Source organism: Pseudomonas sp. AF03-9 (assembly GCF_020515815.1).
Lineage (GTDB): Bacteria > Pseudomonadota > Gammaproteobacteria > Pseudomonadales > Pseudomonadaceae > Aquipseudomonas.
This window is the reverse complement of the sequence record NZ_JAHPJF010000017.1, coordinates 36,591-61,668: the sequence shown is the minus strand read 5'-3', so window position 1 is coordinate 61,668 and position 25,078 is coordinate 36,591. Positions and strand designations below refer to the sequence as shown.

General features: G+C 62.1%; 19 protein-coding genes. 16 read left to right on the top strand and 3 right to left on the bottom strand.

Annotation, left to right across the window (positions count from 1 at the left end; translation table 11 throughout):
- Positions 1–6 precede the first annotated feature (6 nt).
- Genes LIY36_RS21200 through LIY36_RS21185 form a run of 4 tightly spaced genes read left to right on the top strand, consistent with a single transcriptional unit; the run spans position 7 to position 5,077 of the window.
- Positions 7–1,620 carry an ABC transporter substrate-binding protein gene (locus LIY36_RS21200; protein WP_226457088.1) on the top strand — a complete coding sequence of 538 codons (1,614 nt, stop codon included), beginning with the start codon at positions 7–9 and terminating at the stop codon, positions 1,618–1,620.
- Positions 1,617–2,567 (top strand): ABC transporter permease, encoded by a 951-nt coding sequence (locus LIY36_RS21195; RefSeq protein ID WP_226457022.1) that lies wholly within the window; start codon positions 1,617–1,619, stop codon positions 2,565–2,567. Before LIY36_RS21200 ends, LIY36_RS21195 begins: the two co-directional genes overlap by 4 nt.
- 3 nt (positions 2,568–2,570) lie before the next feature.
- The gene (locus LIY36_RS21190; protein ID WP_226457021.1) at positions 2,571–3,464 is read left to right on the top strand and encodes an ABC transporter permease; all 894 of its coding nucleotides are present in this window, start codon (positions 2,571–2,573) and stop codon (positions 3,462–3,464) included.
- Positions 3,461–5,077: a dipeptide ABC transporter ATP-binding protein gene (locus LIY36_RS21185; RefSeq protein ID WP_226457020.1), complete on the top strand. Its 1,617-nt coding sequence runs from the start codon at positions 3,461–3,463 to the stop codon at positions 5,075–5,077. Before LIY36_RS21190 ends, LIY36_RS21185 begins: the two co-directional genes overlap by 4 nt.
- A 575-nt stretch (positions 5,078–5,652) precedes the next feature.
- Here LIY36_RS21185 and LIY36_RS21180 read toward each other — a convergent pair.
- Positions 5,653–6,993, bottom strand: a complete 1,341-nt coding sequence (locus LIY36_RS21180) for an ABC transporter substrate-binding protein (protein WP_226457019.1) — start codon at positions 6,991–6,993, stop codon at positions 5,653–5,655.
- Positions 6,994–7,246: 253 nt separating this feature from the next.
- Between LIY36_RS21180 and LIY36_RS21175 the strand changes: the two genes are divergently transcribed.
- The 8 genes from LIY36_RS21175 to LIY36_RS21140 all read left to right on the top strand — a co-directional run bounded on the left by LIY36_RS21175 (position 7,247) and on the right by LIY36_RS21140 (position 18,888).
- A complete protein-coding gene (locus LIY36_RS21175; RefSeq protein WP_226457018.1) occupies positions 7,247–7,783 on the top strand; it encodes a sterol desaturase family protein in 537 nt (178 codons plus the stop codon).
- A 153-nt stretch (positions 7,784–7,936) separates the two neighbouring features.
- Entirely contained in the window at positions 7,937–9,304 is a 1,368-nt protein-coding gene (locus tag LIY36_RS21170) for a cytochrome C (RefSeq protein ID WP_226457017.1), read from the top strand.
- The gene (locus tag LIY36_RS21165; RefSeq protein ID WP_192301160.1) at positions 9,301–9,813 is read left to right on the top strand and encodes a sorbitol dehydrogenase; all 513 of its coding nucleotides are present in this window, start codon (positions 9,301–9,303) and stop codon (positions 9,811–9,813) included. Before LIY36_RS21170 ends, LIY36_RS21165 begins: the two co-directional genes overlap by 4 nt.
- Positions 9,810–12,020: a GMC family oxidoreductase gene (locus LIY36_RS21160; RefSeq protein WP_226457016.1), complete on the top strand. Its 2,211-nt coding sequence runs from the start codon at positions 9,810–9,812 to the stop codon at positions 12,018–12,020. The genes LIY36_RS21165 and LIY36_RS21160 overlap by 4 nt, the downstream gene beginning before the upstream one ends.
- 353 nt (positions 12,021–12,373) lie before the next feature.
- Complete coding sequence (gene mexE / locus LIY36_RS21155) at positions 12,374–13,615, top strand: multidrug efflux RND transporter periplasmic adaptor subunit MexE (RefSeq protein ID WP_226457015.1); 1,242 nt, start codon at positions 12,374–12,376, stop codon at positions 13,613–13,615.
- Positions 13,616–13,630: 15 nt separating this feature from the next.
- On the top strand, positions 13,631–16,810 hold the full coding sequence (locus tag LIY36_RS21150) for an efflux RND transporter permease subunit (RefSeq protein WP_226457014.1): 3,180 nt from the start codon (positions 13,631–13,633) through the stop codon (positions 16,808–16,810).
- Positions 16,807–18,222: an efflux transporter outer membrane subunit gene (locus LIY36_RS21145; RefSeq protein WP_192301164.1), complete on the top strand. Its 1,416-nt coding sequence runs from the start codon at positions 16,807–16,809 to the stop codon at positions 18,220–18,222. The genes LIY36_RS21150 and LIY36_RS21145 overlap by 4 nt, the downstream gene beginning before the upstream one ends.
- Positions 18,223–18,360: 138 nt before the next feature.
- Complete coding sequence (locus LIY36_RS21140) at positions 18,361–18,888, top strand: hypothetical protein (RefSeq protein ID WP_226457013.1); 528 nt, start codon at positions 18,361–18,363, stop codon at positions 18,886–18,888.
- Between the two features lie 60 nt (positions 18,889–18,948).
- Here the strand turns inward: LIY36_RS21140 and LIY36_RS21135 are convergent, their stop codons facing one another.
- The gene (locus LIY36_RS21135; RefSeq protein ID WP_226457012.1) at positions 18,949–19,338 is read right to left on the bottom strand and encodes a hypothetical protein; all 390 of its coding nucleotides are present in this window, start codon (positions 19,336–19,338) and stop codon (positions 18,949–18,951) included.
- Positions 19,339–19,631: 293 nt separating this feature from the next.
- The gene (locus LIY36_RS21130) at positions 19,632–20,642 is read right to left on the bottom strand and encodes an AraC family transcriptional regulator (RefSeq protein WP_226457011.1); all 1,011 of its coding nucleotides are present in this window, start codon (positions 20,640–20,642) and stop codon (positions 19,632–19,634) included.
- Positions 20,643–20,809: 167 nt separating this feature from the next.
- Here LIY36_RS21130 and efeU point away from each other — a divergent pair, with 167 nt between their 5' ends.
- The 4 genes from efeU to efeO (LIY36_RS21110) are packed head-to-tail and all read left to right on the top strand — an operon-like array spanning position 20,810 to position 25,018.
- The gene (efeU, locus tag LIY36_RS21125) at positions 20,810–21,643 is read left to right on the top strand and encodes an iron uptake transporter permease EfeU (RefSeq protein WP_226457010.1); all 834 of its coding nucleotides are present in this window, start codon (positions 20,810–20,812) and stop codon (positions 21,641–21,643) included.
- A gap of 10 nt (positions 21,644–21,653) precedes the next feature.
- Positions 21,654–22,856 carry an iron uptake system protein EfeO gene (gene efeO, locus LIY36_RS21120; RefSeq protein WP_226457009.1) on the top strand — a complete coding sequence of 401 codons (1,203 nt, stop codon included), beginning with the start codon at positions 21,654–21,656 and terminating at the stop codon, positions 22,854–22,856.
- Positions 22,853–24,172 (top strand): iron uptake transporter deferrochelatase/peroxidase subunit, encoded by a 1,320-nt coding sequence (efeB, locus tag LIY36_RS21115; protein WP_370694894.1) that lies wholly within the window; start codon positions 22,853–22,855, stop codon positions 24,170–24,172. Before efeO (LIY36_RS21120) ends, efeB begins: the two co-directional genes overlap by 4 nt.
- A gap of 27 nt (positions 24,173–24,199) precedes the next feature.
- Positions 24,200–25,018, top strand: coding sequence for an iron uptake system protein EfeO (efeO, locus tag LIY36_RS21110; protein ID WP_192301172.1), 819 nt, complete (start codon positions 24,200–24,202; stop codon positions 25,016–25,018).
- Positions 25,019–25,078: the final 60 nt, after the last annotated feature.

The following is a 25,078-nucleotide window of genomic DNA, read 5'->3' as shown; positions in this document are numbered from 1 at the left end:
AACTTGATGAGCCGTCTGCTGGCCCCCTGCGCACTCGCCCTGGCCCTCGCCGGCTGCTCACCTTCGGGTGAGCAGGCCCAGGCCAGCAAAACCCTGAACATCGCGTTTTTTGGCGACAACACCATCCTGGTCAGCATCGACCCGTTCCAGGTCTATTGGCTGGAGCACCGGGTGCTGTTGCGCAACATCGCCGAGTCCCTGACCGACCAGGACCCGGAAACCGGCAAGATCATCCCGTGGCTGGCCAAAAGCTGGGAGGTAAGTGACGACGCGCTGACCTACACCTTCCACTTGCGCGAAGGCGTGACCTTCAGCAACGGCGAGCGCTTCGATGCCAAGGCCGTGAAAACCGCCTTCGACAGCGACCAGGCCCTGGCCACCCAGTTGCCGGCGACCTTCGGCGCGACCTACCTGGCGGGCTACGACCATGCCGAAGTGGTCGACGATTTCACCGTCAAGCTGGTGCTCAACAAACCGAACGCGGGCTTCCTGCAAGCCACGTCCACCACCAACCTGTCGATCCTCGCGCCCGCCTCCTACGCGCTCACCGTCAAGGAACGCTCCCTGGGCAAGATCATCGGCACCGGGCCGTTCGTATTGCAAAGCTACACCCCGGAAGTCGGCGCGCATTTGACTAAACGCAAAGGCTACGCCTGGGCCTCGGCCAATATGAAAAACCAGGGCGAAGCGCACCTGGACGCGGTCGACGTCACCTACATCCCCGAAGAAAGCGTGCGCAACGGCCTGTTCGTGCAAGGCAAGGCCGACATCCTGTGGCCGCGCAACCCGTTCTCCGAAGTGGACTTGAAACTGTTTCAGTCCAAAGGCGCGACCATCCAGAGCCGTTCGCTGCCGGGGCCGTCGCTGAACCTGTTCCCCAATACCCGTGGCGGCCGCGTGCTGGAGGACAAACACGTGCGCCTGGCCGTGCAGAAAGCCATCGACCGCAAGAGCTACGCGAGCACCGTCTACAACTCCGAGTTCGCCGTAGTCGACGGCATCTTTGATGTGACCACGCCGTACTTCAAGAGCCAGGGCGACAAGCTCGCCTATGACCCGGCGGGCGCCGAACGCCTGCTCGATAGCGCGGGCTGGGCCAAGGGCGCCGACGGCTATCGGCAGAAAAACGGCAAGCGCCTGAGCCTGAGCTACAACATCAGCCCGGCGGAAACCGCAGGCGATGTGTTGCTGCAGGACCAACTGCGCAAGGTCGGCATCGAAGTGAAACTCAACGTGGTCACCCGCGCCGAATGGGTGGCGAACAACTCGGCGGGCAACTATGACCTGACCATCAACTACATGACCCGCGCCGACCCGATCATCCTGCAAACCATCCTCGATCCGCGCAGCGCCAACAGCGCGACCGTGGCCACCAACATTTTCGAGCCGCCGGTACTCGAGCGGGCCAAGGACTTGTTTGACGCGGGCATCACCGCCACCCAGGGCGAGCAGCGCGCAGCGGCCTACGGCGCGCTGCAAGACCTGCTGATCGATGAGGGCTCGGCGTTCCCGGTATACGAGCGTGTGTGGCAGGCCGCGACGTCGGCCAAGGTGAAGAACTTCCGCTGGACCGCCGAGGGCTTCGCGCTGCTGGGTGACATCGAGATCGGCACGCCGTGAGCCGCTACCTGATCGGCCGAGTCGGCCAGGCGCTGCTGGTGTTATGGGGCGCCTACAGCATCACCTACTTCATCCTGTATCTGCTGCCGGGCGACACCCTGACGCTGATGCTCAGCGCCTCGGGTATGCAGGCCGACGCGCTGTCGGTGCAAGACCTGGCCAAGGCGCGGGCCTATTACGGCTTGGACAAGGGTGTGTTCGAGCAGTATTTCAGCCTGTTGTGCGGTGCGGTGCGCGGTGACTTCGGCCAGTCGCTGTCGCTGAACCGTCCGGTGGCGGAGTTGCTGGTGGAGCGTTTGCCGCAGACGCTGTCCCTGGCCGGCCTGGCCATCGTGCTGTCGTTGCTCGCAGGGATCGGCCTGGCTTATCTGACCGCCTATATCCGCTGGCGACCGCTGAAGCAGGCGTTGACGCGCCTGCCGTCGCTGGGTTTTTCGGTGCCGGTGTTCTGGATGGGGTTGTTGCTGATCCAGGTGTTCGCCTTCGGCCTGGGTTGGTTTCCGGCCACCGGCAGCCGGGGTTTTGAAAGCCTCGTATTGCCGGCAGTCACCCTGGCGATCCCGAGCGCCGCGGTGTACGCCCAGGTGCTGCAACGCAGTTTCCAGGGGGTGTGGAAGGAGTCGTACATCGCCACGGCCTACGCCAAGGGCCTCAGCCGCGCCCAGGTGCAAGCGCGCCACGGCTTCAAGAACGCGGCGCTGCCGATCCTCACACTGATTGGCTTGCAAGTGGGCAATACGGTGTCCGGCGCGGTGCTGGTGGAAACCATCTTCGCCCGCTCCGGCATCGGCCGCCTGGCGCAAGAGGCCGTGTTGCGCCAGGACATTCCCGTGGTGCTGGGGATTGTCGCGGTGTCGGCGGCCGCATTTGTGCTGGTCAACCTGCTGGTGGACCTGCTGTACCCGTGGCTCGACCCGCGTATCTCCCACACGCCAAAGGTGTCCTAGACCATGACGATCCTTGAGCACAACCTGATCCCGGCCAGCTCCCGCCCTACCCTGTGGCGACGCCGCAGCCGCCTGCAACGTGCCGGCGCCGTGGTGCTGCCGTTGCTGCGCCGGCCGGGGTTCACCCTGGCGCTGTTGCTGGTGGTGTTTGCGCTGGTCGCGGCCGTTGCGCCGCAGTTGTTGACCGGCTTTGACCCTTACGCCACCGCCCCCGTCGACAAGCTGCGCGCGCCCAACCTGACCCATTGGTTCGGCACCGATGAACTGGGCCGCGACTTGTATACCCGCGTGGTCTATGGCGCGAGCCTGTCGGTGTTGGCCGCGTCGCTGGCCGTCGGCATTGCGCTGGTGGGCGGGCTGGGGCTGGGTATCCTGTCGGGCTTTGCCGGCGGGCGGATCGATGCGCTGATCATGCGTTTTGTCGATGTGTTATTGGCGCTCCCCGGGGTGCTGCTCGCCCTGGCGATTGTCACCGCCATCGGTTTCGGCACCGTGCCCGTGGCCATCGCAGTGGGCGTCGGCATCATCCCGGGGTTTGCTCGCACCACCCGCGCCGAGGTGCTGCGGGTCAAGACCCTGCCCTACGTCGAAGCCGCGCGCCTCGGTGGCGCGAGCTGGGGGCGCACCTTGCTGCGGCACATTCTGCCGAACGCCTGGGGCCCGGTGGCGGTGTTGGCGACACTCGATTTCGGCGCGGCGATCCTCGCGACCGCCGGGCTGAGTTTCCTCGGCTTCGGCGCAGTCCCCCCGGAAGCGGAATGGGGCACGTTGATTGCCAACGGCCGGCACTTTCTGATCACCGCGCCGTGGGTGTCACTGCTGCCCGGCCTGTTCCTGGTGGCCGTGGTATTCAGCCTTAACCATATTGCCCGCACGTTCGAGGAGATTCAGCGATGAGCGCTTTAGTCGATGTTCGCCAACTGAGTGTCAGCTACCGCTCCGGCGGGCAACACGTTCAAGCCGTACGCGATCTGTCACTGACCATCGCCAGCGGCGAGACGGTGGCGATTGTCGGTGAGTCCGGCTCCGGCAAATCGACCCTGGCCAACGCCATCCTCGGCCTGTTGCCAGAACACGCGCAGATCAGCGCCGGCCAGCTGTGGGTGGACGGCAACGACCTGACCCACGCCAGCGAACGGCACAAACGCAGCGTGCGCGGACGCACCGTCGGGCTGGTTCCCCAGGACCCGATGGTCAGTCTCAACCCTACCCTGCGCGTCGGTCAGCAGATCGCCGAGGCGCTGGTCCTGGCCAAGGGCAAACGTTATCCCGGGGTCGATGCAGACATTGTCGAGCTGCTGCAACACGTCGGCATCGACAAGCCGGTGCTGCGTGCGCGCCAGTACCCCCATGAACTCTCCGGCGGCATGCGCCAACGCGTGCTGATCGCCATCGCGTTGGCCGGCAATCCGCGCCTGATCATCGCCGACGAACCGACCAGCGCCCTGGATGTGACGGTGCAGCGCAAGATTCTCGATCACTTGCAGCGCCTGGTGGCCGAACGCGGGATTTCGCTGTTGATCATCACCCACGACCTGGGTGTGGCCACCGACCGCGCAGACCGGATTGTGGTGATGCAACAGGGTGAGTTGGTGGAGCAAGGCGCACCGCGGCAAATCCTCACGGCGCCACGGCATGACTACACGCGGGCGCTGATTGCTGCCGCCCCGGCGTTTGCCAAACGGCGTGCGCCGCTGATCCGGATTGACCCGATGGAAGAGCCGATCCTCAGCCTCAAACACGTCGGCAAGACCTTCGCGCTGCCAAAGGTCAAAGGCGAGGCGTCGACCTTCGTCGCCCTGGACGACCTCAGCCTGGAGGTATACCCAGGCCAGACGCTGGCGATCGTCGGCGAATCCGGCTCGGGCAAAAGCACCGCACTGCGCATTGCCCTCGGCCTGGAAAAACCAACCCAGGGCCAGGTCTGGTTCGAACAGCAGGACGTCACCCCCCTCAGCTGGCGCGAATTCCGCCCGCTGCGCCAGCGCCTGCAACTGGTGCAGCAGAATCCGTTTGCGGCGCTGGACCCGCGCTTCACCGTGTACGACAGCATCATCGAACCACTGGTATCGTTCGGCCTGCTCAAGGGCCCGGCCCTGGAACAGGCGGCGCGGGAACTGATCAGCCGCGTGCACTTGCCGGCCAGCTACCTGGACCGCCTGCCCCGCGAACTGTCCGGCGGCCAATGCCAACGGGTCGCCATCGCCCGGGCCCTGGCATTGAAACCGGACCTGCTGCTGCTCGACGAACCGGTCAGCGCCCTCGACGTGTCGGTGCAGGCGCACATCCTCGACCTGCTGGAAGAGCTGCAACGGGAAATGGGCATCGCCTACGTACTGGTGTCCCACGACTTGTCGGTGGTGGCCAACTTTGCCCACGAAGTGCTGGTGCTGCGCAACGGCAAGGTGGTGGAACAAGGCTCGGTGGAACGCATCTTCAACCACCCTGCCAGCGACTACACCCGCGAACTGATTGCCGCCATTCCCGGGCAACAAGCCACCGCCGCCTGACCTGTAGTGAGCGGGCTTGCCCGCGCTGGGCGGCGAAGCCGCCCCAAATGGGCCGCCGCGGTGTTTCAGGGAGACCGAGGGTGCCTGTTTTAGGGCGGCTTCGCCGCCCGGCGCGGGGCGAGCCCGCTCACTACAAGGTTTGCGTTTGGGTGTTGTTGCGATGCGCAATCGCGCGGGGCGATAAGCCTGTAGCCAATACGCACGGTCAACAAACTGTAGTGAGCGGGCTTGCCCGCGCTGGGTGGCGAAGCCGCCCCAATAAGACCGATGCGGTGTTTCAGGGAGACCGAGGGTGCCTGTTTTAGGGCGGCTTCGCCGCCCGGCGCGGGGCAAGCCCGCTCACTACAAGGTTTGCGTTTGGGTGTTATTGCGATGCGCAATCGCGCGGGGCGATCAGCCTGTAGCCAATACGCACGGTCAACAAACTGTAGTGAGCGGGCTTGCCCGCGCTGGGTGGCGAAGCCGCCCCAATAAGACCGCCGCGGTGTTTCAGGGAGACCGAGGGTGCCTGTTTTAGGGCGGCTTCGCCGCCCGGCGCGGGCGAGCCCGCTCACTACAAGGTTTGCGTTTGGGTGTTATTGCGATGCGCAATCGCGCGGGGCGAGGCCTTTCTCTTCGGCATATGCTGCGGACTTGGCCTCGATCAGTGGGCGCAACGTGGCGCGGTCAGCCTGTAGCCAATCCGTCACCAATACCCACTTTTGCCCATCCCACTGCTGTACGCGGGCGGAGCCGCCGCCTTCGTGGTCGGCGCACGACAGCTTCAACGGCGCCAACAAACCTTCAAAGCCCAGGGCCTTGAGGCGTGCAGCATCGATGTCCAGATGCTCGAATGCCCAGCGGGTTTCTTCGCCGTTGAGCGCACGGTTGCCAAACTTGGCCTGGCCGGTGCGCAGCGCTTCGACGGCAATCGCGGCATTGATCAGACCGATGTTGTAGTAGACCTTGCCGAAATAGCTGGGGTCCTTGAGGTTGCTCTTGCCCGGATCGAGGATGGACTGCTTGAGCTTGCGGTGGATCTCAAAACCGTCGCCACCCGGAAACGGCGCCAGGGCCTGATAGCCCTTGGCGGCCGTGCCGGCGGGAATCACATCGGCTTCGGAACCCGCCCACACGTCACCGATCAGGCGGTCTACCGGGACGCCAAAGCGCACGGCGGTCTTGATCGCCACCGGGGTGGACACGCCCCAGGTGCGCAGGAATACCCAATCCGGGTTGAGCTGGCGCACTTGGCGCCACTGGGTCGACTGTTCGTTGCCCGGGTCCGCCACGGGGATCTGGATGTTGTCGAAACCATACTTGTGCGCCAGCAACTGCATGGCCGCCTGGGTTTCGCGGCCGTAGGCGGAATCGTGGTAGACCGTCACAATCTTTTTGCCTTTGAGCTTGTCCAGGCCGCCTTCGCGCTGGGCGATGTAGTTGATGCCCACCGACGCCTGCCCGTAGTAGTTGAGCAGCAGCGGGAAGGCATAAGGGAACACGCGACCATCGGTGGACTCGGTGCGCCCACCGGCACCGTCGATCAGCGGGATATGGTCCTTCGCCGCACGATCCATCAAGGCGTAGGAAGCAGGCGTGCTGTGGGTGAAGAAAAACCCTGTGGGTGCGCCATCCAGGCCATCTTTGTAGCGCTCGTAGCATTCGATGATGCGGTCGGTTTTCCACTCGGTCTCGCATTCCTGCCAAACCAGCTTGACGCCGTTCACGCCGCCTTCGACTTCGTTGATGTAGCGAAAGTAGTCAATCTCCCCTGCCCACCACGGGATGCCGCTGGAGGCATAGGCGCCGACGCGATAAGTGGCCAGCGGGATGAACTGTTGATCATTGGCAGCCTGGGCGGCCGCCGGAAGGAGCGTGCCCAAGGTGGTGAGCGCCACCAGGCTGGCGATCAGGGTGCGTTGCAAGAGCTTGTGCATGGGTGTGGTTTCTTGTGAAGGGTGGGGTTCCCCTCCCGTGGTCGGGTTGAGGCAGCGAGTGCTTCAATCAACTGGAAACACAATTCATGCCAAACCAATAAATCAATGTATTCAATGACTTGATCCGCATCAGGAGTGCGGACTCCAGCAGGCAATCGGACAATCTCTTGAACCGCTGTTGCGCCACCAACACTGCGCCTTGAATCTGTGCTCCAATTGCCGCCGCCTTTCGCACTATAGGGATATTCCGCACATGGCTGCTTCCAATAAATGGCTGATGTCATCGCTCGCTTACTACCTCGATTTTTTCACCGTGCCCCTCTTTATCCTGCTGGCGCTCTACCTCGCGCCATTCGACCTGGGCCTGGCCCTGATGGGGCTGCTGGCCTGGACGCTGGTGGAATATTCGGCGCACCGCTTCCTGTTCCACTCGTTGTATCGCCGCGAGCATTGGACCCACCACGTCGACGTGCTGGCCTATATCGGTGTGTCCAGCTGGAAGACCAGTTCGACCTTCGCCATCCTGCTCCTGGTGGCCTGGTACACCGGACTGACCTCGGCCTTCGTCGGCGCAGTCGCGGGCTATGGGTTCTATATCTCGGTGCACTACGTGATGCACCGTCCCGAGCACTGGGCCTACCGTTTTATGCCACGGCTGGTGGCCAATCATGATCTGCACCATCGCCAGGGGATCGAGAAGAACTTCGGGGTCTCTTCGCCGCTGTGGGACCACGTGTTCCGCACCTTTATCCGCGCCGAAACCCGCCGCGCCGACAAGGAACCTGCTTGACGCCGTTAGCGATTGTTTTTATTACGAATAAATCTAGTCGCAGAACCACCGGCCATTCCAACGTTATCTAATCTCAAGCCCGTGCCAGGAGGCGCATTGAAGAGTCCATGACGGACCCACTGTCTCCTGACGCCTGATGCCCAGGAGATAACGATGAGAACGGAAACCCATCGCCCCCGGCCCGGGTTCGGCTGCGCGCTGTTCGGCGCATTGCTGAGCCCACTGGTCGTCGCGGCCCCCACGCTGTCTACGCAAATCCCCTTCGATGTCACGGCGACCCCGCCGTTTTCCCTGACCAGCCTGCAACAGAACTTCGATGACATGTCGTGGCAGACATTCATTGCACTGAACTGGCCGGCCCTGGCCGACGGCAACCCCAACACCAGCATGCAGATCGGCCAGCAGGACGCGGCCACAGTGTGGGAAAGCTACCGGGAGAGTTACCAGATCTTCCTGCCCCAAGGGCAGAAGCCACAGCCCTATCACGCCCCGGCAGCCGTACCGCCGGCCTGTGAAGGCAAGGGCTCCGGGCGCCTGTTGCAGCAGATGGGCAAGGTCCCGGATGTGCTCGACGAGTTTATCCAACCGTTTGAAAGCGGCCCGCTGGTGGACCAGAGCGGCGTGTACACCCGCAATGAAATCGTGGTCAATCAGTCGATGTTCGACGGCATCGTCAACAACGGCCTGTATAGCATCCAGGGCCAACAGGCGTTTTTTGCCGCCAGCCCGACCAACGCAGTGGCGTTCAGTTGCGGCGACCCGGCTACCAGCCAGGTCGGTTCGCTGATGGTCAAGGCCTCGTGGAAGGTGCTGGATGGCAACGACAAGCCCGGCAGTTTCCATACGGTGGATGCGTTGGTGTATACGCCGGGCAACAGCGACCCGAGCAAGGGGCCGGTGGTGGCTGAATCCTGCGTGGCCGAGCCGGTCGGGTTGGTGGGCCTGCATATCGTGCACAAGACCACCAGTGCGCCGCAGTGGGTGTGGTCGACCTTCGAGCACGTCGACAATGTGCCGGAAAAGACCACGCCACCGGCCGAGCGCAAGGGCCCGTATCTGTTCTACAACGCCAGCAGCCAGGCCGAGGTCAACCAGCCGCCGCCACGCCCGTGGAACCCGGCGGTGAAAGCGACGCCGTCGCAGATCGTGCGCGAGATCCCGCTGACCGACGCGACCAAGACCCTCAACAATACCTACCAGACCCTGCTGCGCACGGTGAACCCCAACAGCGTGTGGGCCAACTACCAGTTGATCAGCACCCAGTGGCCGACCCTCACCGGCCAACCTCCGTGCCAGATCTCGGCCACCGTGCCGCTGGGCAAGCCGGCGCCGTCGTTCCTGGCCAATGCGACCTTGGAGACTTACATCCAGGGCACCGTGCCCCAGGCGTCGTCCAGTTGCATCGCCTGCCACGGCAATGCCGCGACCCACGTGACCCAGTCGCCGCGCACCAGCTTCGCGGACTTCACCTACCTGCTCGAACGCGCCCAATCCACAGGTGCGACAGGGAGTCAGCCATGAGTACCGACCTCGACAATTTCACCGGCCTGAGCGTAGTGCTTACCGGCATCGACCAGGAACGCCTGGCGCCTTCCGTGGACCCCATCGGCCTGCCCACCACGTTTCTCAACTTCATCGGCCCGCGCCTGGGCCAGAACGTACTCGGCGCCCTGCTCGCCCAATACGCTTCGCTGCTGGCCGAGCAACAGACGCCGCAGCAGATCGGCACCGCGATCCTGATGCAGAACGGCCAGCCCGCCACCACCCAGACCGCCCTGGCGGCGCGCGCGATCATGAAGCTGTGGCTGCTCGGCGTGTGGTATCAGCCGTATGCCCAGGGTGCGTTCCCGCTGGGTGAGCAAACCGTGGTCAGCGACGAGGCCTACACCCAAAGCTGGGCGTGGAGCATCGCCCAGGCCCACCCGATGGGTTACAGCGAGTTCTTCTTCGGCTACTGGAACAGCCCGCCGCCCAGCCTTGAGGATTTCACCGGGGTGGCCGCCAGCCTCCAGCCAGGAGCATCGTCATGAGTACTGAACAAGCAGATGTAGTGATCGTCGGCGCGGGCCTTGCGGGCAGCCTGATTGCCTATCAACTGGGCCTGGCGGGCGTGAAAGTGCTGGTGCTGGAGTCCGGCCCGGAAATCCCGGCGAACCGTAACCAGTACCTGGAGCGCTTCTACACCGCGACCCTCAAGACCCCCGAGTCGCCCTACCCGCCGGTCAGCACCCTGAGCCCGGCACGCAACCCGGCCGAGCAGAATGCCCCGCGCGCGACCATCGCCGACCTGATCCTGGGTTGGGACAATCCCGACGTCAGTTACCTGGTGCAGAAAGGCCCGCTGCCGTTCACCAGCACCTACGAGCGCGTGGGCGGTGGCACCACCTGGCACTGGGTTGCCACTTGCCTGCGCATGTTGCCCAATGACTTTCGCATGAAGTCGCTGTACGGCGTCGGGGTCGATTGGCCGATCGGCTACAACGACCTGCAAAGCGCGTATTGCCGCGCCGAAGCGGAAATCGGCGTGGCGGCGAACGTGGCCGACCAGGGTTACCTCGGTATTACCTTCCCGCAGAACTACGAATACCCGATGACCAGCATCCCGCTGTCACTGGTCGACGGCAGTTTCGTCAGTGCGGTGCAGGGCCAGGCGTTCCAGGGCCTGCCCCTGGTGGTGAGCCCGACGCCGGCCGGGCGCAACTCCCAGCCCTATGCCGGGCGCCGCGTGTGTGCGGGCAACACCAACTGCACGCCGATCTGCCCGATCCAGGCCAAGTACGACGCCACGGTGACCATGAACAACGCGCTCAACACCGGCAACGTGCGGGTCCTGTACAAGACCGTGGCGAGCGAGGTTACGGTGGCGGCGGACAAGACCATCAGCGGCATCGAGTTCATCCAGTATCAATTGGGCGACGGACCGGCGACCGGCACCGGGGTGGCAATCGGGCAGCGCTATGTGATCGCCGCCCATGCCATCGAGACGCCCAAATTGCTGCTCAACTCCACCAGCAGCGCCTGGCCCAAAGGCGTCGCCAACAGCAGCGGCCAGGTCGGGCGCAGCCTGGCGGACCACCCGATCTACCTGGCGTGGGGCTTGATGCCTGAAGGCAAGACGGTGTTCCCGTACCGCGGGCCGGTGTCGACCTCGGGGATTGAAAGCCTGCGCGATGGTGCCTTTCGCAGCCAACGTGCGGCGTGGCGTATCGAGATCGGCAATGAAGGTTTCAACTGGCCGATTGGCGACCCCTACACCACCATTGCCGACCTCATCGATGGCAGCAATGTCAGCCGTACCAACCCGCTGCCCAACAGCGGCGATGCCACGCAGACGCTATTCGGCACGGCGCTGGTACAGCAGTTGAACAACCTGCTGACCCGGCAATTTCGCGTGGGCTTCCTGGTGGAGCAAGTCGAGGAAGATCCCGACAACGCCAACTGCTACATCGTGCCGTCTAGCCAATACAAGGACCGCCTGGGCATCCCGCGCCCGGAGATCCACTACGACCTGTCGGACTACACCAAGGAGGGCTTCAAACAGGCGCGCATCCTGGCCAGCCACATCATTACCGAACTGCTCGGTGCCACCGAACTGACGGCCGACATCCAGCCGGGGGTGTTCGTCTATCAGGGCGAATCCTATTCGTTCCAGGGCGCCGGGCACTTGATGGGCACCTACCGCATGGGCGCCGACCCCAAGACCTCGGTGGTGGACAAATACCAGCGCAGTTGGGACCACGCCAACCTGTTCCTGGTCGGCGACGGCGTGTTCCCCACCACGGGTACGTCCAACCCGAGCCTGACCATCGCCGCGCTGTCGATCCAGGCCGGTGACACCCTGTGCAACGACCTCAAGGCCGTGACCGTGCAGGTGCAGGCCAACCAGCCATGGCAAGGCACCGGCGTGCAGATCAGCGGGCCGAGCCCACGCCTGGTGCGTTATGTCAGCGGCAAATGGCTGGCCAGCCCGGTGGGCGGCATGGTGGATGGCAACGGCAGCCCGGGGTTGATCGCCAAGGCCGGGTATACGTTGCCGGGGGCCAATGAAGGCGCGCTGATCGGGCGTGTAGGCAGTGGTGGGACGCCGTTTCTGGTGGGCGATCTGGCAGCGGTTCCGCCGGGGCAGACGGGGGAATTGCAGCTGTGTATCAATGATGATCTGGAGGGGCGGTATGGGATTGGACTGGGGGATAACCAAGGGGCGCTGACGGTGCACGTGGGGTTCGGCACGGTGTAGCTTGTCGACCTGATACATGGATATCCACATGTGGGAGCGGGCCCGCGATAAGGGGCTGTCAGTCAATTAATGTATGACTGACACACCCTCATCGCAGGCAAGCCAGCTCCCACAGTTTTGAACGAGTACGGCACATGCTTCGGTGCTGCTATTCAGTTTTGCTGTTGCACGCCCCGCAACAGTCCTTTGTCATCACCGACATTGATAGCACCCTAACGAAAAGCCCATGCTAGAGGGCTAATCCCGCGCTTATATCATTCCGAATGATAGTTACCTTTGCTTCATTCGATTCGTGACATAGCACCTCCCCGCGCATGATCCGCCCATCTCAAATACATTGGCGGATGCACCTCATGGAACAGTCACTCAAACATTTGCGCTTCCCCCTGGCGATCTTGGCCGTGGTGGTGATGAGCGCGTGCGGCAAGACCCCGGAACAAGCGGCCGCCATGCCCCCTGCGCAGATCAGCGTGGCCAAGGTGCTTGAGCAACCCGTCAACGAGTGGGACGAGTTCACCGGTCGCCTGGAAGCGCCGGAAACCGTGCAGATCCGTCCACGGGTGTCGGGGCAGATCGATCAAGTGGCCTTCACCGAAGGTGCACTGGTGAAGAAAGGCGACCTGCTGTTCCAGATCGACCCACGTCCGTTCCAGGCTGAAGTGCGCCGCCTTGAAGCCCAACTGCAACAGACCAAAGCCGCCGCCAGCCGCAGTGAAAACGAAGCACAACGTGGCGAGCGCCTGCGCGAAAGCAACGCGATCTCCGCCGAGCTGGCCGAGTCGCGCACCACGGCCGCCCTGGAAGCCCGCGCCGCTGTCGCCGGCATCCAGGCGCAGTTGGACCTGGCCAAGTTGAACCTGAGCTTTACCCGCGTGACTTCGCCGATCAGCGGCCGCGTCAGCCGTGCCGAGATCACCGCCGGCAACCTGGTGACCGCCGATGTCACCGCGCTGACCAGCGTGGTCTCCACCGACAAGGTCTACGCCTACTTCGACGCCGACGAGCGCGTGTTCCTCAAGTACACCGAACTGGCCCGCCAAGGCCGTCGTGGTGCGACCACCCCGGTGTACCTGGGCCTGTCCAACGAAACCGGCAACCCGCACTTGGGCCAGATGAACTTCGTCGACAACCAGGTCAACCCGGCCACCGGCACTATCCGTGGGCGTGCGGTGTTCGACAACGCAGACGGCCGCTACACCCCTGGCCTGTATGCACGTCTGAAACTGGTCGGCAGTGGCACCTATTCCGCCGTGCTGATCAATGACGAAGCCGTCGGCACCGACCTGGGCAAGAAGTTCGTGCTGGTGATGGAAGGCGACAAGCCGGCGTATCGCTCGGTGGAACTGGGGCCGAAAATCGAAGGCTTGCGCATCGTGCGCAGTGGCTTGGGCAAGGACGACACCATCGTCGTCAAAGGCCTGCAGCGCATCCGCCCTGGCTCGCCGGTCGCCCCGCAAACCATCCCGATGGCCAGCAAGGAAACCCTCGCCGCCTTGGCCCAACAACGACAAGCGCTTGAAGCCAGCAACCTGGAGCAAGTGGCGCCGGAAAAAACCGCGCCCAAGCTCGCAGCCGTCGCGACTCCACGCGGTTAAGGGATACGACTCAAGATGAATTTTTCCAAGTTCTTCATTTCGCGGCCGATCTTCGCAGCGGTGCTGTCGCTGTTGATCCTGATCGCTGGCGCGATCTCGCTGTTCCAATTGCCGATCAGCGAATACCCGGAAGTGGTGCCGCCGACCGTAGTGGTACGCGCCAACTTCCCCGGCGCCAACCCCAAGGTCATCGGTGAAACCGTGGCCGCGCCACTGGAGCAGGCCATCACCGGCGTCGAGAACATGCTGTACATGTCCTCGCAATCGACCGCTGACGGCAAGCTGACCCTGACCATCACCTTCGCCCTGGGCACCGACCTGGACAATGCGCAGGTGCAAGTGCAGAACCGTGTAACGCGGACTCAGCCGAAACTGCCCGAGGAAGTGACACGCATCGGTATCACCGTGGACAAGGCCTCCCCCGACCTGACCATGGTGGTGCACTTGACCTCCCCGGATCAGCGCTACGACATGCTCTACCTGTCCAACTACGCCTTGCTCAACGTGAAGGACGAGTTGGCACGCCTGGGCGGTGTGGGTGACGTGCAGCTGTTCGGCATGGGCGACTACTCCCTGCGGGTGTGGCTGGACCCGAACAAGACCGCGTCGCGCAACCTGACCGCCACCGATGTAGTGACGGCGATCCGTGAGCAGAACCGCCAAGTGGCCGCCGGTGCCTTGGGTGCGCAACCTGCACCGAATGCCACCAGTTTCCAGTTGTCGGTGAACACTCAGGGCCGTCTGGTGACGGAAGAAGAGTTCGAGAACATCGTCATTCGCGCAGGCAACAACGGTGAGATCACCCGCCTCAAAGACATCGCACGGGTCGAGCTGGGTTCCAGCCAATACGCCCTGCGGTCGTTGCTGAACAACCAACCGGCGGTAGCGATCCCGATCTTCCAGCGTCCGGGTTCCAACGCGATCCAGATCTCCAACGAAGTGCGCGGCAAGATGGAGGAGCTGAAGAAGAGCTTCCCGCAGGGCATGGACTACAGCATCGTCTACGACCCGACCATTTTTGTGCGTGGCTCCATCGAAGCGGTGGTGCACACCCTGTTCGAAGCCTTGATCCTGGTGGTCTTGGTGGTGATCCTGTTCCTGCAAACCTGGCGCGCCTCGATCATTCCGTTGGTGGCGGTGCCCGTCTCGTTGATCGGTACGTTTGCGGTAATGCACCTGTTTGGCTTTTCGCTCAACGCGCTGTCGCTGTTCGGCCTGGTGCTGGCCATCGGTATCGTGGTGGACGACGCCATCGTGGTGGTGGAAAACGTCGAACGGAACATCGAGCTGGGCCTGGAGCCGTTCCCGGCGACTGAAAAGGCCATGAGCGAAGTGACCGGCCCGATCATTGCCACGGCGTTGGTGCTGTGTGCGGTGTTTGTTCCGGCGGCCTTCATCAGTGGCTTGACCGGGCAGTTCTACAAACAGTTTGCCTTGACCATTGCGATCTCTACGGTGATCTCGGCGTTCAACTCGCTGACCTTGTCCCCTGCCCTGGCAGCCGTGTTGCTCAAGGGGCACCACGCACCGAAGGACGGCTTCTCCAAGTTCCTCGACAAGCTGCTCGGTGGCTGGTTGTTCAAACCGTTCAACCGTTTCTTCGAGAAGGCCAGCCATGGCTACGTCGGCACCGTACGCCGGGTGATTCGCGGCAGTGGTATCGCGCTGTTCCTGTACGCCGGCTTGATGGTCCTGACCTGGCTGGGCTTTGCCCACACGCCAACCGGGTTCGTACCGGCCCAGGACAAGCAATACCTGGTGGCCTTCGCCCAATTGCCGGACGCCGCCAGCCTGGACCGCACCGAAGACGTGATCAAGCGCATGTCCGACATCGCCCTGAAACAGCCAGGTGTGGAAGCTGCGGTGGCCTTCCCGGGCCTGTCGATCAACGGTTTCACCAACAGCCCTAACAGCGGCATCGTGTTCGTGACCTTGAAGCCATTCGATGAGCGTAAAGACCCGAGCATGTCCGCCGGTGCGATTGCCGGTGCGCTGAACGGCAAGTACAGCGCCATCCAGGAAGCCTACATGGCGATCTTCCCACCGCCGCCGGTACAGGGCCTGGGTACGATTGGCGGCTTCCGCCTGCAGATCGAAGACCGTGGCAACCTGGGATATGACGAGCTGTACAAAGAAGTGCAGAACATCATCACCAAGAGCCGCACCACGCCGGAGCTGTTCGGCCTGTTCACCAGCTACACGGTCAACGTGCCCCAGGTCGATGCCGCCATCGACCGCGAAAAGGCCAAGACCCACGGCGTGGCGATCAGCGACATCTTCGACACCCTGCAGATCTACCTGGGTTCGCTGTATGCCAACGACTTCAACCGCTTTGGCCGTACCTATCAGGTCAACGTGCAGGCTGAGCAGCAGTTCCGCCTCGACGAAGACCAGATCGGCCAGCTGAAAGTACGCAACAACAAGGGCGAGATGATCCCGCTGGCGACCTTTATCAAGGTCAGCGATACCTCGGGCCCGGACCGCGTTATGCACTACAACGGCTTTATCACCGCTGAAATCAACGGCAACGCTGCACCGGGCTACAGCTCCGGCCAGGCGGAGGCGGCGATTGAAAAACTGCTGAAAGAGGAACTGCCCAACGGCATGACCTACGAGTGGACCGACCTGACGTATCAGCAAATCCTCTCGGGCAACACCGCACTGTTCGTGTTCCCGCTCTGCGTGCTGCTGGCGTTCCTGGTACTGGCCGCCCAATACGAAAGCTGGAGCCTGCCACTGGCGGTGATCCTGATCGTACCGATGACGCTACTGTCGGCCATCACCGGGGTGATCATCTCGGGCGGCGACAACAACATCTTTACCCAGATCGGCCTGATCGTACTGGTGGGCCTGGCCTGCAAGAACGCGATCCTGATCGTCGAGTTTGCCAAGGATAAACAGGCCGAGGGTCTCGACCCGCTGGCTGCGGTGCTGGAGGCGTGCCGTCTGCGTCTGCGGCCGATCCTGATGACCTCGTTCGCCTTCATCATGGGTGTGGTGCCACTGGTGTTGTCCAGCGGTGCCGGTGCCGAGATGCGTCATGCGATGGGTGTGGCGGTGTTCTCCGGGATGATCGGCGTGACCTTCTTCGGTCTGTTGCTGACGCCAGTGTTCTACGTACTGATCCGTCGCTATGTGGAGCGCCAGGAAGCGCGCAAAGCGGCCAAGGCCTTGAAGCTGGAGACACAGCAATGAGCGTGAAAGTATTCCTGCCGAGCTTGCTGGTATTGGCGCTGAGCGCCTGTGCCGTGGGCCCGGACTATAAAACCCAAACCCCGGAGGCGGCGAGCATCACGGCCGCCGCCGATGCCAAACAGTACGACCACGCCAAGTTCGAAGGTATCTGGTGGCAGCAGTTCGACGATCCGACCCTCAATCAGTTGGTGACCCAATCGCTGCAAGGCAACCGCGATTTGCGTGTGGCGTTTGCCCGTCTGCGGGCGGCTCGGGCCATCCGCGACGACGCCAGCAATGACGCCATGCCGACCATCACCAGCCGCGTCAGCAGCGACCAAGGCAAGGGCCAGATACCAGGCCAGACCACCCGCCGTGTGAAGACCGAGCGTTACGACCTCGGCCTGGACATGGCCTGGGAGCTGGACCTGTTCGGGCGCATCCAGCGCAACCTGGAAGCCACCGACGCCGACCAGCAGGCCGCGGAAGCCGACCTGTACCAACTGCAAGTCACGATGATTGCTGAGCTGGTGGATGCCTATGGTCAACTGCGCGGCGCCCAATTGCGTGAACGCATCGCCCTGGACAACCTCAAGAACCAGCAGGAATCGCGCACCATCACCGTCAGTCTGCGCGATGCCGGGGTTGGCGATCAGTTGGACGTGGAGCGTGCCGACGCGCGCCTCGCCGGGGTCGAAGCCAGCGTGCCGCAACTGCAAGCCGAACAAGTGCGCGAGCGCAACCGCATCGCCACCCTCCTCGGCCAGCGTCCGGACAAGCTCAGCGTCGACCTGAGCCCGAAAGACCTGCCAGCGATTGCCAAGGCCTTGCCAATTGGCGATCCGGGGCAACTGCTGCAACGGCGCCCGGACATCCTCAGCGCCGAACGCAAACTGGCGGCCGCCACCGCACGCATCGGCGTGGCCAAGGCCGACCTGTTCCCACGGGTCAGCCTCAGCGGCTTCCTCGGCTTTACCGCCGGGCGCGGTTCGCAGATCGGTTCGTCCGCCGCCAATGCCTGGGCCCTCGGCCCGAGCATCACCTGGGCCGCGTTCGACCTGGGCAGCGTACGCGCGCGTTTGCGCGGTGCAAGCGCCGAGGCCGATGGCGCGTTGGCGACCTATGAACAGCAAGTATTGCTGGCACTGGAAGAGTCCGAAAACGCCTTCAGCGACTACGGCAAGCGCCAACAGCGCCTGGTTTCGCTGATCCGTCAGAGCGAATCCAGCCGCGCCGCGGCTGACCTCGCCGCGATCCGCTACCGCGAAGGCACGGTGGACTTCCTGGTGTTGCTGGACGCGCAACGCGAACGCCTGGCTGCCGAAGACTCCCAGGCCCAGGCCGAGGTGGAGCTGTATCGCGGCATCGTCGCGATCTACAAGGCGTTGGGTGGCGGTTGGCAGCCGGACACGGTGGTGGCCAGCAACCAGTGATGTAAAGAGCTCCTTTGGTTGGTCGCATCCAGCCAATTTTTAGCCCCACGGTCCATTCGGTCGTGGGGCTTTTTTTTAAAGTGGGATTAAGGGTGGCCGATAAATAGACGTAGCTTTCGGTTGATGGAGGACTTTGCGATGGCCGTGTTATTGACTGCGGAGCAAATGAGGCATACGAAGGCGTCTAATGCGTTTCAGATACAGCATACGGAAAAGGTTGAAAATAAATATACGATAAAAGAAGCGTCGGTGGCGGCAGATACGTTGAAGCTGCGCAAGCAGGAAGAGATTGAGAGCTTGAAAGTTTTTCTGAAGGACTATGACATGACGTCGATCACTACCAATGAACTAAAGAAAGTCGGTAGCCGGCTCTATAACAGTGGTTTGATTGATGGCGAGGCGTTTCACAATTTCATATCTGGGCTTGGTGCTTTTGATGCCAACGGCCAGCAAGCTGAAACCGACGTAAAATACAATGCAATTGCCTTGTTCGACGAAAAACTTGAAGATTATCTTTCCTTTATTGAAAGCCACCCGGACGTAAAGCGCTCGCAAGGCATCCCTGAATATATCCAGGGAATGGTTTCTGCCAATCATGCAATCAACGCGCTGGCATACTTTATCAACTCTTCCCGCAGTGACCTTTCAATAGAAGAGCGTGCTTGAAGTCGGCCCAGTCTTTACAGGGTGCCACCAACATCATCGGCACCCTGCTTTACTAGTGGATTATCGGCCAAACCTTACCGTCCCCCAATAGGACTTGGAGACCGCTTCGCGGTTATCCAACATCACTCGATAAGTACCCAATGGGCCGAGCCATGAGGCATAGGCTGACAAAGGGTTACTGGCCACTGTTCTCCAGGAACCGCCTACCTGCTGTTGTATGTAAATCTGTGGTGCTCTTCCCCCTCCTGCGGCAGACACCATTGCATCGATATTTGCGTTAGAGCACCCGTTAGCACCTGTAATGGTAAACGGGCCAAGGGCTATGGCTTCGGATTCAGGCTGGATGATTCCGCTATAGTTATCCGTAATATACAAACACACCGCTTGCGCCTGAAACGACACGAACGCCAACGCCAACGCAAAAAAAGGTACGGCAAAAAAGCTTTTCATGATTTTCACCTCAAGTGTTAAACAATTAAGATTTTTGCGCTTGTCGACGACTCAACGATTTTGGTTATCTAGGCATAGGCGCTCTTTGTCCAAGCCACTCTCACCTGCGAGTGCAGACATACACCGAGCATGCATAGAACTAATCAGTATCAGTATTACGAGTCGTGGCAGTGACAATGCACGACTTATCATTCGAAGTATGCCGGTCGCTTCTGAAAATGTTGAACGACCGCTCTGTAGTACGGAGGAAGGACTGGGTAAGTTACGTCTTAATCCCGCACCCAAGCACTATTTCAGCCTGAATCGCCAAGTATCAAACTCCGATAATGCCCCGGATTCGACCCACACCATTTACGAAACGCCTTATAAAACGAACTGGCATCGGCAAACCCCAGCCGTGCCGCGATCTCGGCAAAGCTGATCTGAGGTTCCGCCAACCACACAATGGCCAACTCTTTACGCACGCTGTCCTTGAGCCCCTGATAAGTCTGCCCCTCTTCCGCCAAACGTCGGCGCAGGGTTGAGGCGGAGATGCACAAGTTGGCCGCGAGGCGTTCGGTTTCCGGCCAGGTGTCGGGGGGCATCTGGCGCAGGTCGTGTTTGATGCGGGTGGCGAAGCTCTCGGGGTCGCGGTATTTGACCAGGATGTTGGCCGGGGCATGGGCCAGGAAACGTTTGAGTTCTTCTGCGCTGCGCTTGATGGGCAGGTCGAGGCAGTCCGCAGAAAAGATCATGCGGGTACGCAGCCGATCAAACCGTAGGTTGTCAGAGAACATCACTTGGTAGTCGTGACAAAAGTCCGGCTGCTCACAGCGCAGTTCGATCGCCAGGATCGGAATGCGCCTTCCCGCCAGCCAGCAAGCCACGCCGTGGACGATCATCCAATAAGTGAAGTAGGTGAATGCGCGCTTGGGCACGGGCTCCGACAACACGATTTCCGCCAGGCTCTGCTGACGCACCAGTTGCGCAGGCATCTGCTCCAGCATCAATGACAAAAACCCCAACACCGTTTCCAGGCTGGCGCCCAGGGTCGGCTGCGCCATCGCGGCGCGGCACAGGAAGGCCAGGCTGCCGGACTTGAGCTTGCGTGGGTCCATGCCGAAAAACTCATCATCCGTACGCCGTGCAAGCAAACGCCACAAACGCGCGTAAGCCGTCGCCGGTACGCGGGCGTCAGGCTGCTGCAGCAGTGTCGGGTCGATCCCGACCTTGCTCAGCGCCTCAGCCGTGGCCGCACCGGGCGCACAGCTCTGCAACAGGGCTTCGCGCACCAAGTGGATGGAGATGGTGTCTTTTTCCGACATGAGCAGTTGAACATTCCGCAGCACATAACAGGGCCTGCATCATAAGGGCGCCCGCCCTTCACCACCACCGTTCAGCCACTGTTCAGTAAACGTCAAGTTTTCCTGTTTAGTAATGAGTATCATTATGTTACAAATTAGCTTCCTATCTAATGACGCTGCGGTGCCGAATGCTCGTTCCCTTTCTCATCATGCTGCGCGAAGGCATTGAAGCCGCTTTGATCGTTGGCATCATCGCCAGTTACCTGCAACAGACCGGGCGTGGCCAATGGATGCCGGCGGTGTGGATCGGCGTGTTCCTCGCCGCCGCACTGGCGCTGCTGGTGGGCGGTGGCCTGGAGTTGGTCAGCGCAGAGTTTCCGCAAAAGCAGCAGGAGCTGTTCGAAGGCGTCGTTGGCCTGGTCGCCGTGGGCATTCTCAGCTCCATGGTGTTCTGGATGCGCAAAGTGGCGCGCTCGATCAAGCATTCCCTGCATGAATCCCTCGACCACGCCCTGGCAGGCTCCAAGCACCAAGTGATCGCGCTGATCGCCATGGTGTTTTTTGCCGTGGCCCGCGAAGGTCTCGAAACGGTGTTCTTCCTGCTGGCCGTGTTCCAGCAAAGCGAAGGCCCGGGCGCACCGATCGGCGCCCTTCTCGGCCTGGTCCTGGCGATCATCGTGGGCTTGCTGATCTACAGCGGCAGCATGCGCCTGAACCTGGGGGCGTTCTTCCGCTGGACCGGCCTGTTCATCCTGGTCGTAGCCGCCGGCATCCTCGCCAATTCGGTGCAGGCCCTGCACGAAGCCGGCGTGTGGAACCACCTACAAACCGTGCTGTTCGATTTCAGCGCGGCACTGCCCATGGACAGCCCGCTGGGCTCGGTGCTCGCCGGGATGTTCGGCTATCAGGAAGCGCCGACCGTCAGCACCCTGGGCGCCTATCTGATTTACCTGGTGATCGCTCTGGTGATGTTCTTCCTGCCCTCGCCTGTCGCCCAACCTTCTTCCGTTTCCAGCCAGTAAGGACCACCTCTTGTCCAGCCCAACCCCTCAACCGGCTCTGCCACCCCGCGCCCTGCGCTGGGCCGTGGCGGGCTCGGTGGTCGTGATGATCGCCGCCGGTGGCCTGTTCTACTACGCGTCACAATTGGCCGCGAGCAAGCGCCAGACCAATCACAATGAAATTGCCGTGACCATTCATGGCCACGCCTGCGAGCCGAATGCACTGACGGTACCGGCCGGGCGTGCGAGTTTTCGCATCATCAACCGCTCCGACCGCGCAGTGGAGTGGGAAATCCTCGACGGCGTGCTGGTGATCGAAGAACGGGAAAACATCGCCCCCGGCCTGAGCCAGGTGATCAACGCCAACCTGCTGCCCGGCGACTACGCCATCACCTGCGGCCTGCTGAGCAACCCGCGCGGCACCTTGCACGTCACGCCAACGGCTGAGTCCGACGCCCAGGCCAAGGCCAAGCCGTCGATGGTGGCGTTCATCGGCCCGCTGTCGGAATTCCGGGTATACCTGAGCAGCCAGGGCGGCGCCTTGATCAAGGCCGTGAACGCCTTGCAACAGGCCATCGACGCCGGCGATCTGGCCCAAGCCCAGTCGCTCTACGTCCCAGCCCGCGAGGCTTACCAGCGACTGGCGCCAGCGTCCCAACGCCTGGCGCAGTTGGACAACGCGATCAATGCGCGTGCCGATTACTTTGAGAGCCGCGAGCAAGACCCGGCCTTCAGTGGCTTCCATCGTATTGAATACAGCCTGTTCCAGCAGCGCAGCCTGGATGGCCTGGCGCCGATTGCCCAACGTCTGTTCAACGACGTCACCACCCTCAAGCAACAGTTGCTGGCCCAGTCCCTGCCGCCGGAGCAATTGGTGGGCATCGTGGTGCGCAACCTCAACAGCCTGGCGGATGTGCGTGCCCTCAGCGGGGAAGAAGAGCGCTACAGCCACATCGACCTGACTGGCTTTGCCGCCAACCTGGACGCTGCACACAAAGTGGTCGAACTGATGCGCCCACTGCTGAGCAAATCCGCCGCCGACCTGTTGCCCAAGATCGACAGCGCCCTCGCCGCCTTCGACAGCGAGCTCGCCGGGTTCAAAACCAACAACCGTTACATCTCGTATGACAGCGTGACCGCCGATCAGCGCAAGCAGATCGCCGACAAGGCCAAGGCTCTGGCCGCCGCACTCGATGGAATCGATCCCGCCCTTGGCCTTTCCGGCCTGCAGTGAAGACGACCGCACACATGAGTGATTCAGCACACACCAACCTCCAACGCCGCCGTGTCCTGCTGGGCATGGCCGCCACCGGCGTCGCCATTGCCGGCAGCAGCCTGAGCTGCCCAGCCATGGCCGCCGCCGAGCAAGTCACCACCGCGCCGCGCAGCGACAAGACCCAGGACCATCACGACTTTTTCGGCAAGCACCAAACCGGCATCGTCACCCCGCGTCCGGCCTGCGGCATGCTCGTGGCGTTCGACGTACTGGCCAGCGACCGCGACGATCTGGAGCGCTTGTTCCGCACGTTGAACGAACGTATCGCCTTCCTGATGACCGGCGGCGCCGTGACGCAAGTCGACCCGAAACTGCCGCCTACCGATTCCGGCATTCTCGGCCCGGTGGTCACCCCGGATAACTTGACGATCACGGTGTCGGTCGGCGAGTCGTTGTTTGATGAGCGCTTCGGCCTCACGGCGGCCAAACCCAAGCGCTTGAGCCGTATGGTCGGTTTCCCCAACGATGCGCTGGAACCGGCGCAGTGCCACGGCGACCTGAGCCTGCAATTTTGCTCCAACACCCCTGACACCAACATCCACGCCCTGCGCGACATTGTGAAAAACCTGCCGGACCTGCTGCTGGTGCGCTGGAAACAGGAAGGCAGCGTGCCGCCCCAGGCGCCGAGCAAACCCGGGGAACCGGCGCAAAGTGCACGTAATTTCCTCGGCTTTCGCGACGGCTCGGCCAACCCCAATTCCAACGATGACAAGGCCATGGACCAGATCGTCTGGGTCCAGCCCCATAGCAACGAACCGGCCTGGGCCGCCCACGGCAGCTATCAGGCGGTGCGCATCATCCGCAACTTCGTCGAGCGCTGGGACCGCACGCCCCTGCAAGAACAGGAGAGCATCATCGGCCGCGTCAAGACCACCGGCGCGCCCATGGACGGTAAACAGGAAAGCCAGGTGCCCGACTACAGCAAGGACCCCGAGGGCAAGTTGACCAAGCTCGATGCCCACATCCGCCTGGCCAACCCTCGTACCCCGCAGACCCAGGCCAACCTGATCCTGCGCCGGCCGTTCAACTATTCCAACGGCGTCAATAAAAACGGTCAGCTGGACATGGGGCTGTTGTTCATCTGCTACCAGGCTGACCTGGAGAAAGGCTTTATCAGCGTGCAAACCCGGCTCAACGGCGAGCCCCTGGAGGAGTACCTCAAGCCGGTCGGCGGCGGGTATTTTTTCACCTTGCCGGGCGTCACCGGGCCAGAGGATTTCCTTGGGCGCACGCTGCTTGCCGCCACGCACCCTCACACCACTGCCAACACCTGAAACCAACCCCACAGCGGAAACCGTCCCATGAAGAAGTCGACTCTCGCGTTGTCGTTGCTAATGACCCTTTCGCCCCTGGCCGCCTTCGCCGCCACGGCGCCGCTGGACCTGGTAGGCCCGGTGTCGGACTACAAGATCTACGTCACCGAAGAAATCGGTGAGCTGGTGACCCAGACCCAGGCCTTCACCGACGCGATCAACAAAGGCGACCTGGCCACCGCCAAAAAGCTCTACGCACCGACCCGTGTGCACTATGAGTCCATCGAGCCGATTGCCGAGCTGTTCAGCGACCTCGATGCGTCCATCGACTCGCGGGTGGATGACCATGAGAAAGGTGTAACCGCTGAAGACTTCACTGGTTTCCACCGCATCGAATACGCGTTGTTCTCGCAAAATTCGACCAAGGGCCTGGAGGCGTTGACTGCCAAGCTCAACGCCGACGTCAACGACCTCAAGACCCGCGTCGACGGCCTGACCTTTCCACCAGAGAAAGTCGTTGGCGGCGCCGCCGCGTTGCTGGAAGAAGTCGCCGCGACCAAGATCTCCGGTGAAGAAGATCGCTACAGCCATACCGACCTGTACGACTTCCAGGGCAACATCGATGGTGCGAAGAAAATCGTCGATCTGTTCCGTGGCCAGATCGAGAAACAAGACAAGGCCTTCCTGGCCAAGGTCGACAAGAACTTCGCCACGGTCGACAAGATCCTCGCCAAATACACAACCAAGGACGGCGGTTTCGAGACCTACGACAAAGTGAAGGAAAACGACCGCAAAGCCCTAGTGGGTCCGGTCAACACCCTGGCGGAAGACCTGTCCACATTGCGTGGCAAGCTGGGCCTTAACTGACAAGACGTCCGCAGGCTGTGCATTCAAGCGGTGGAATGCACAACCCGCGAGCGCTGGTGC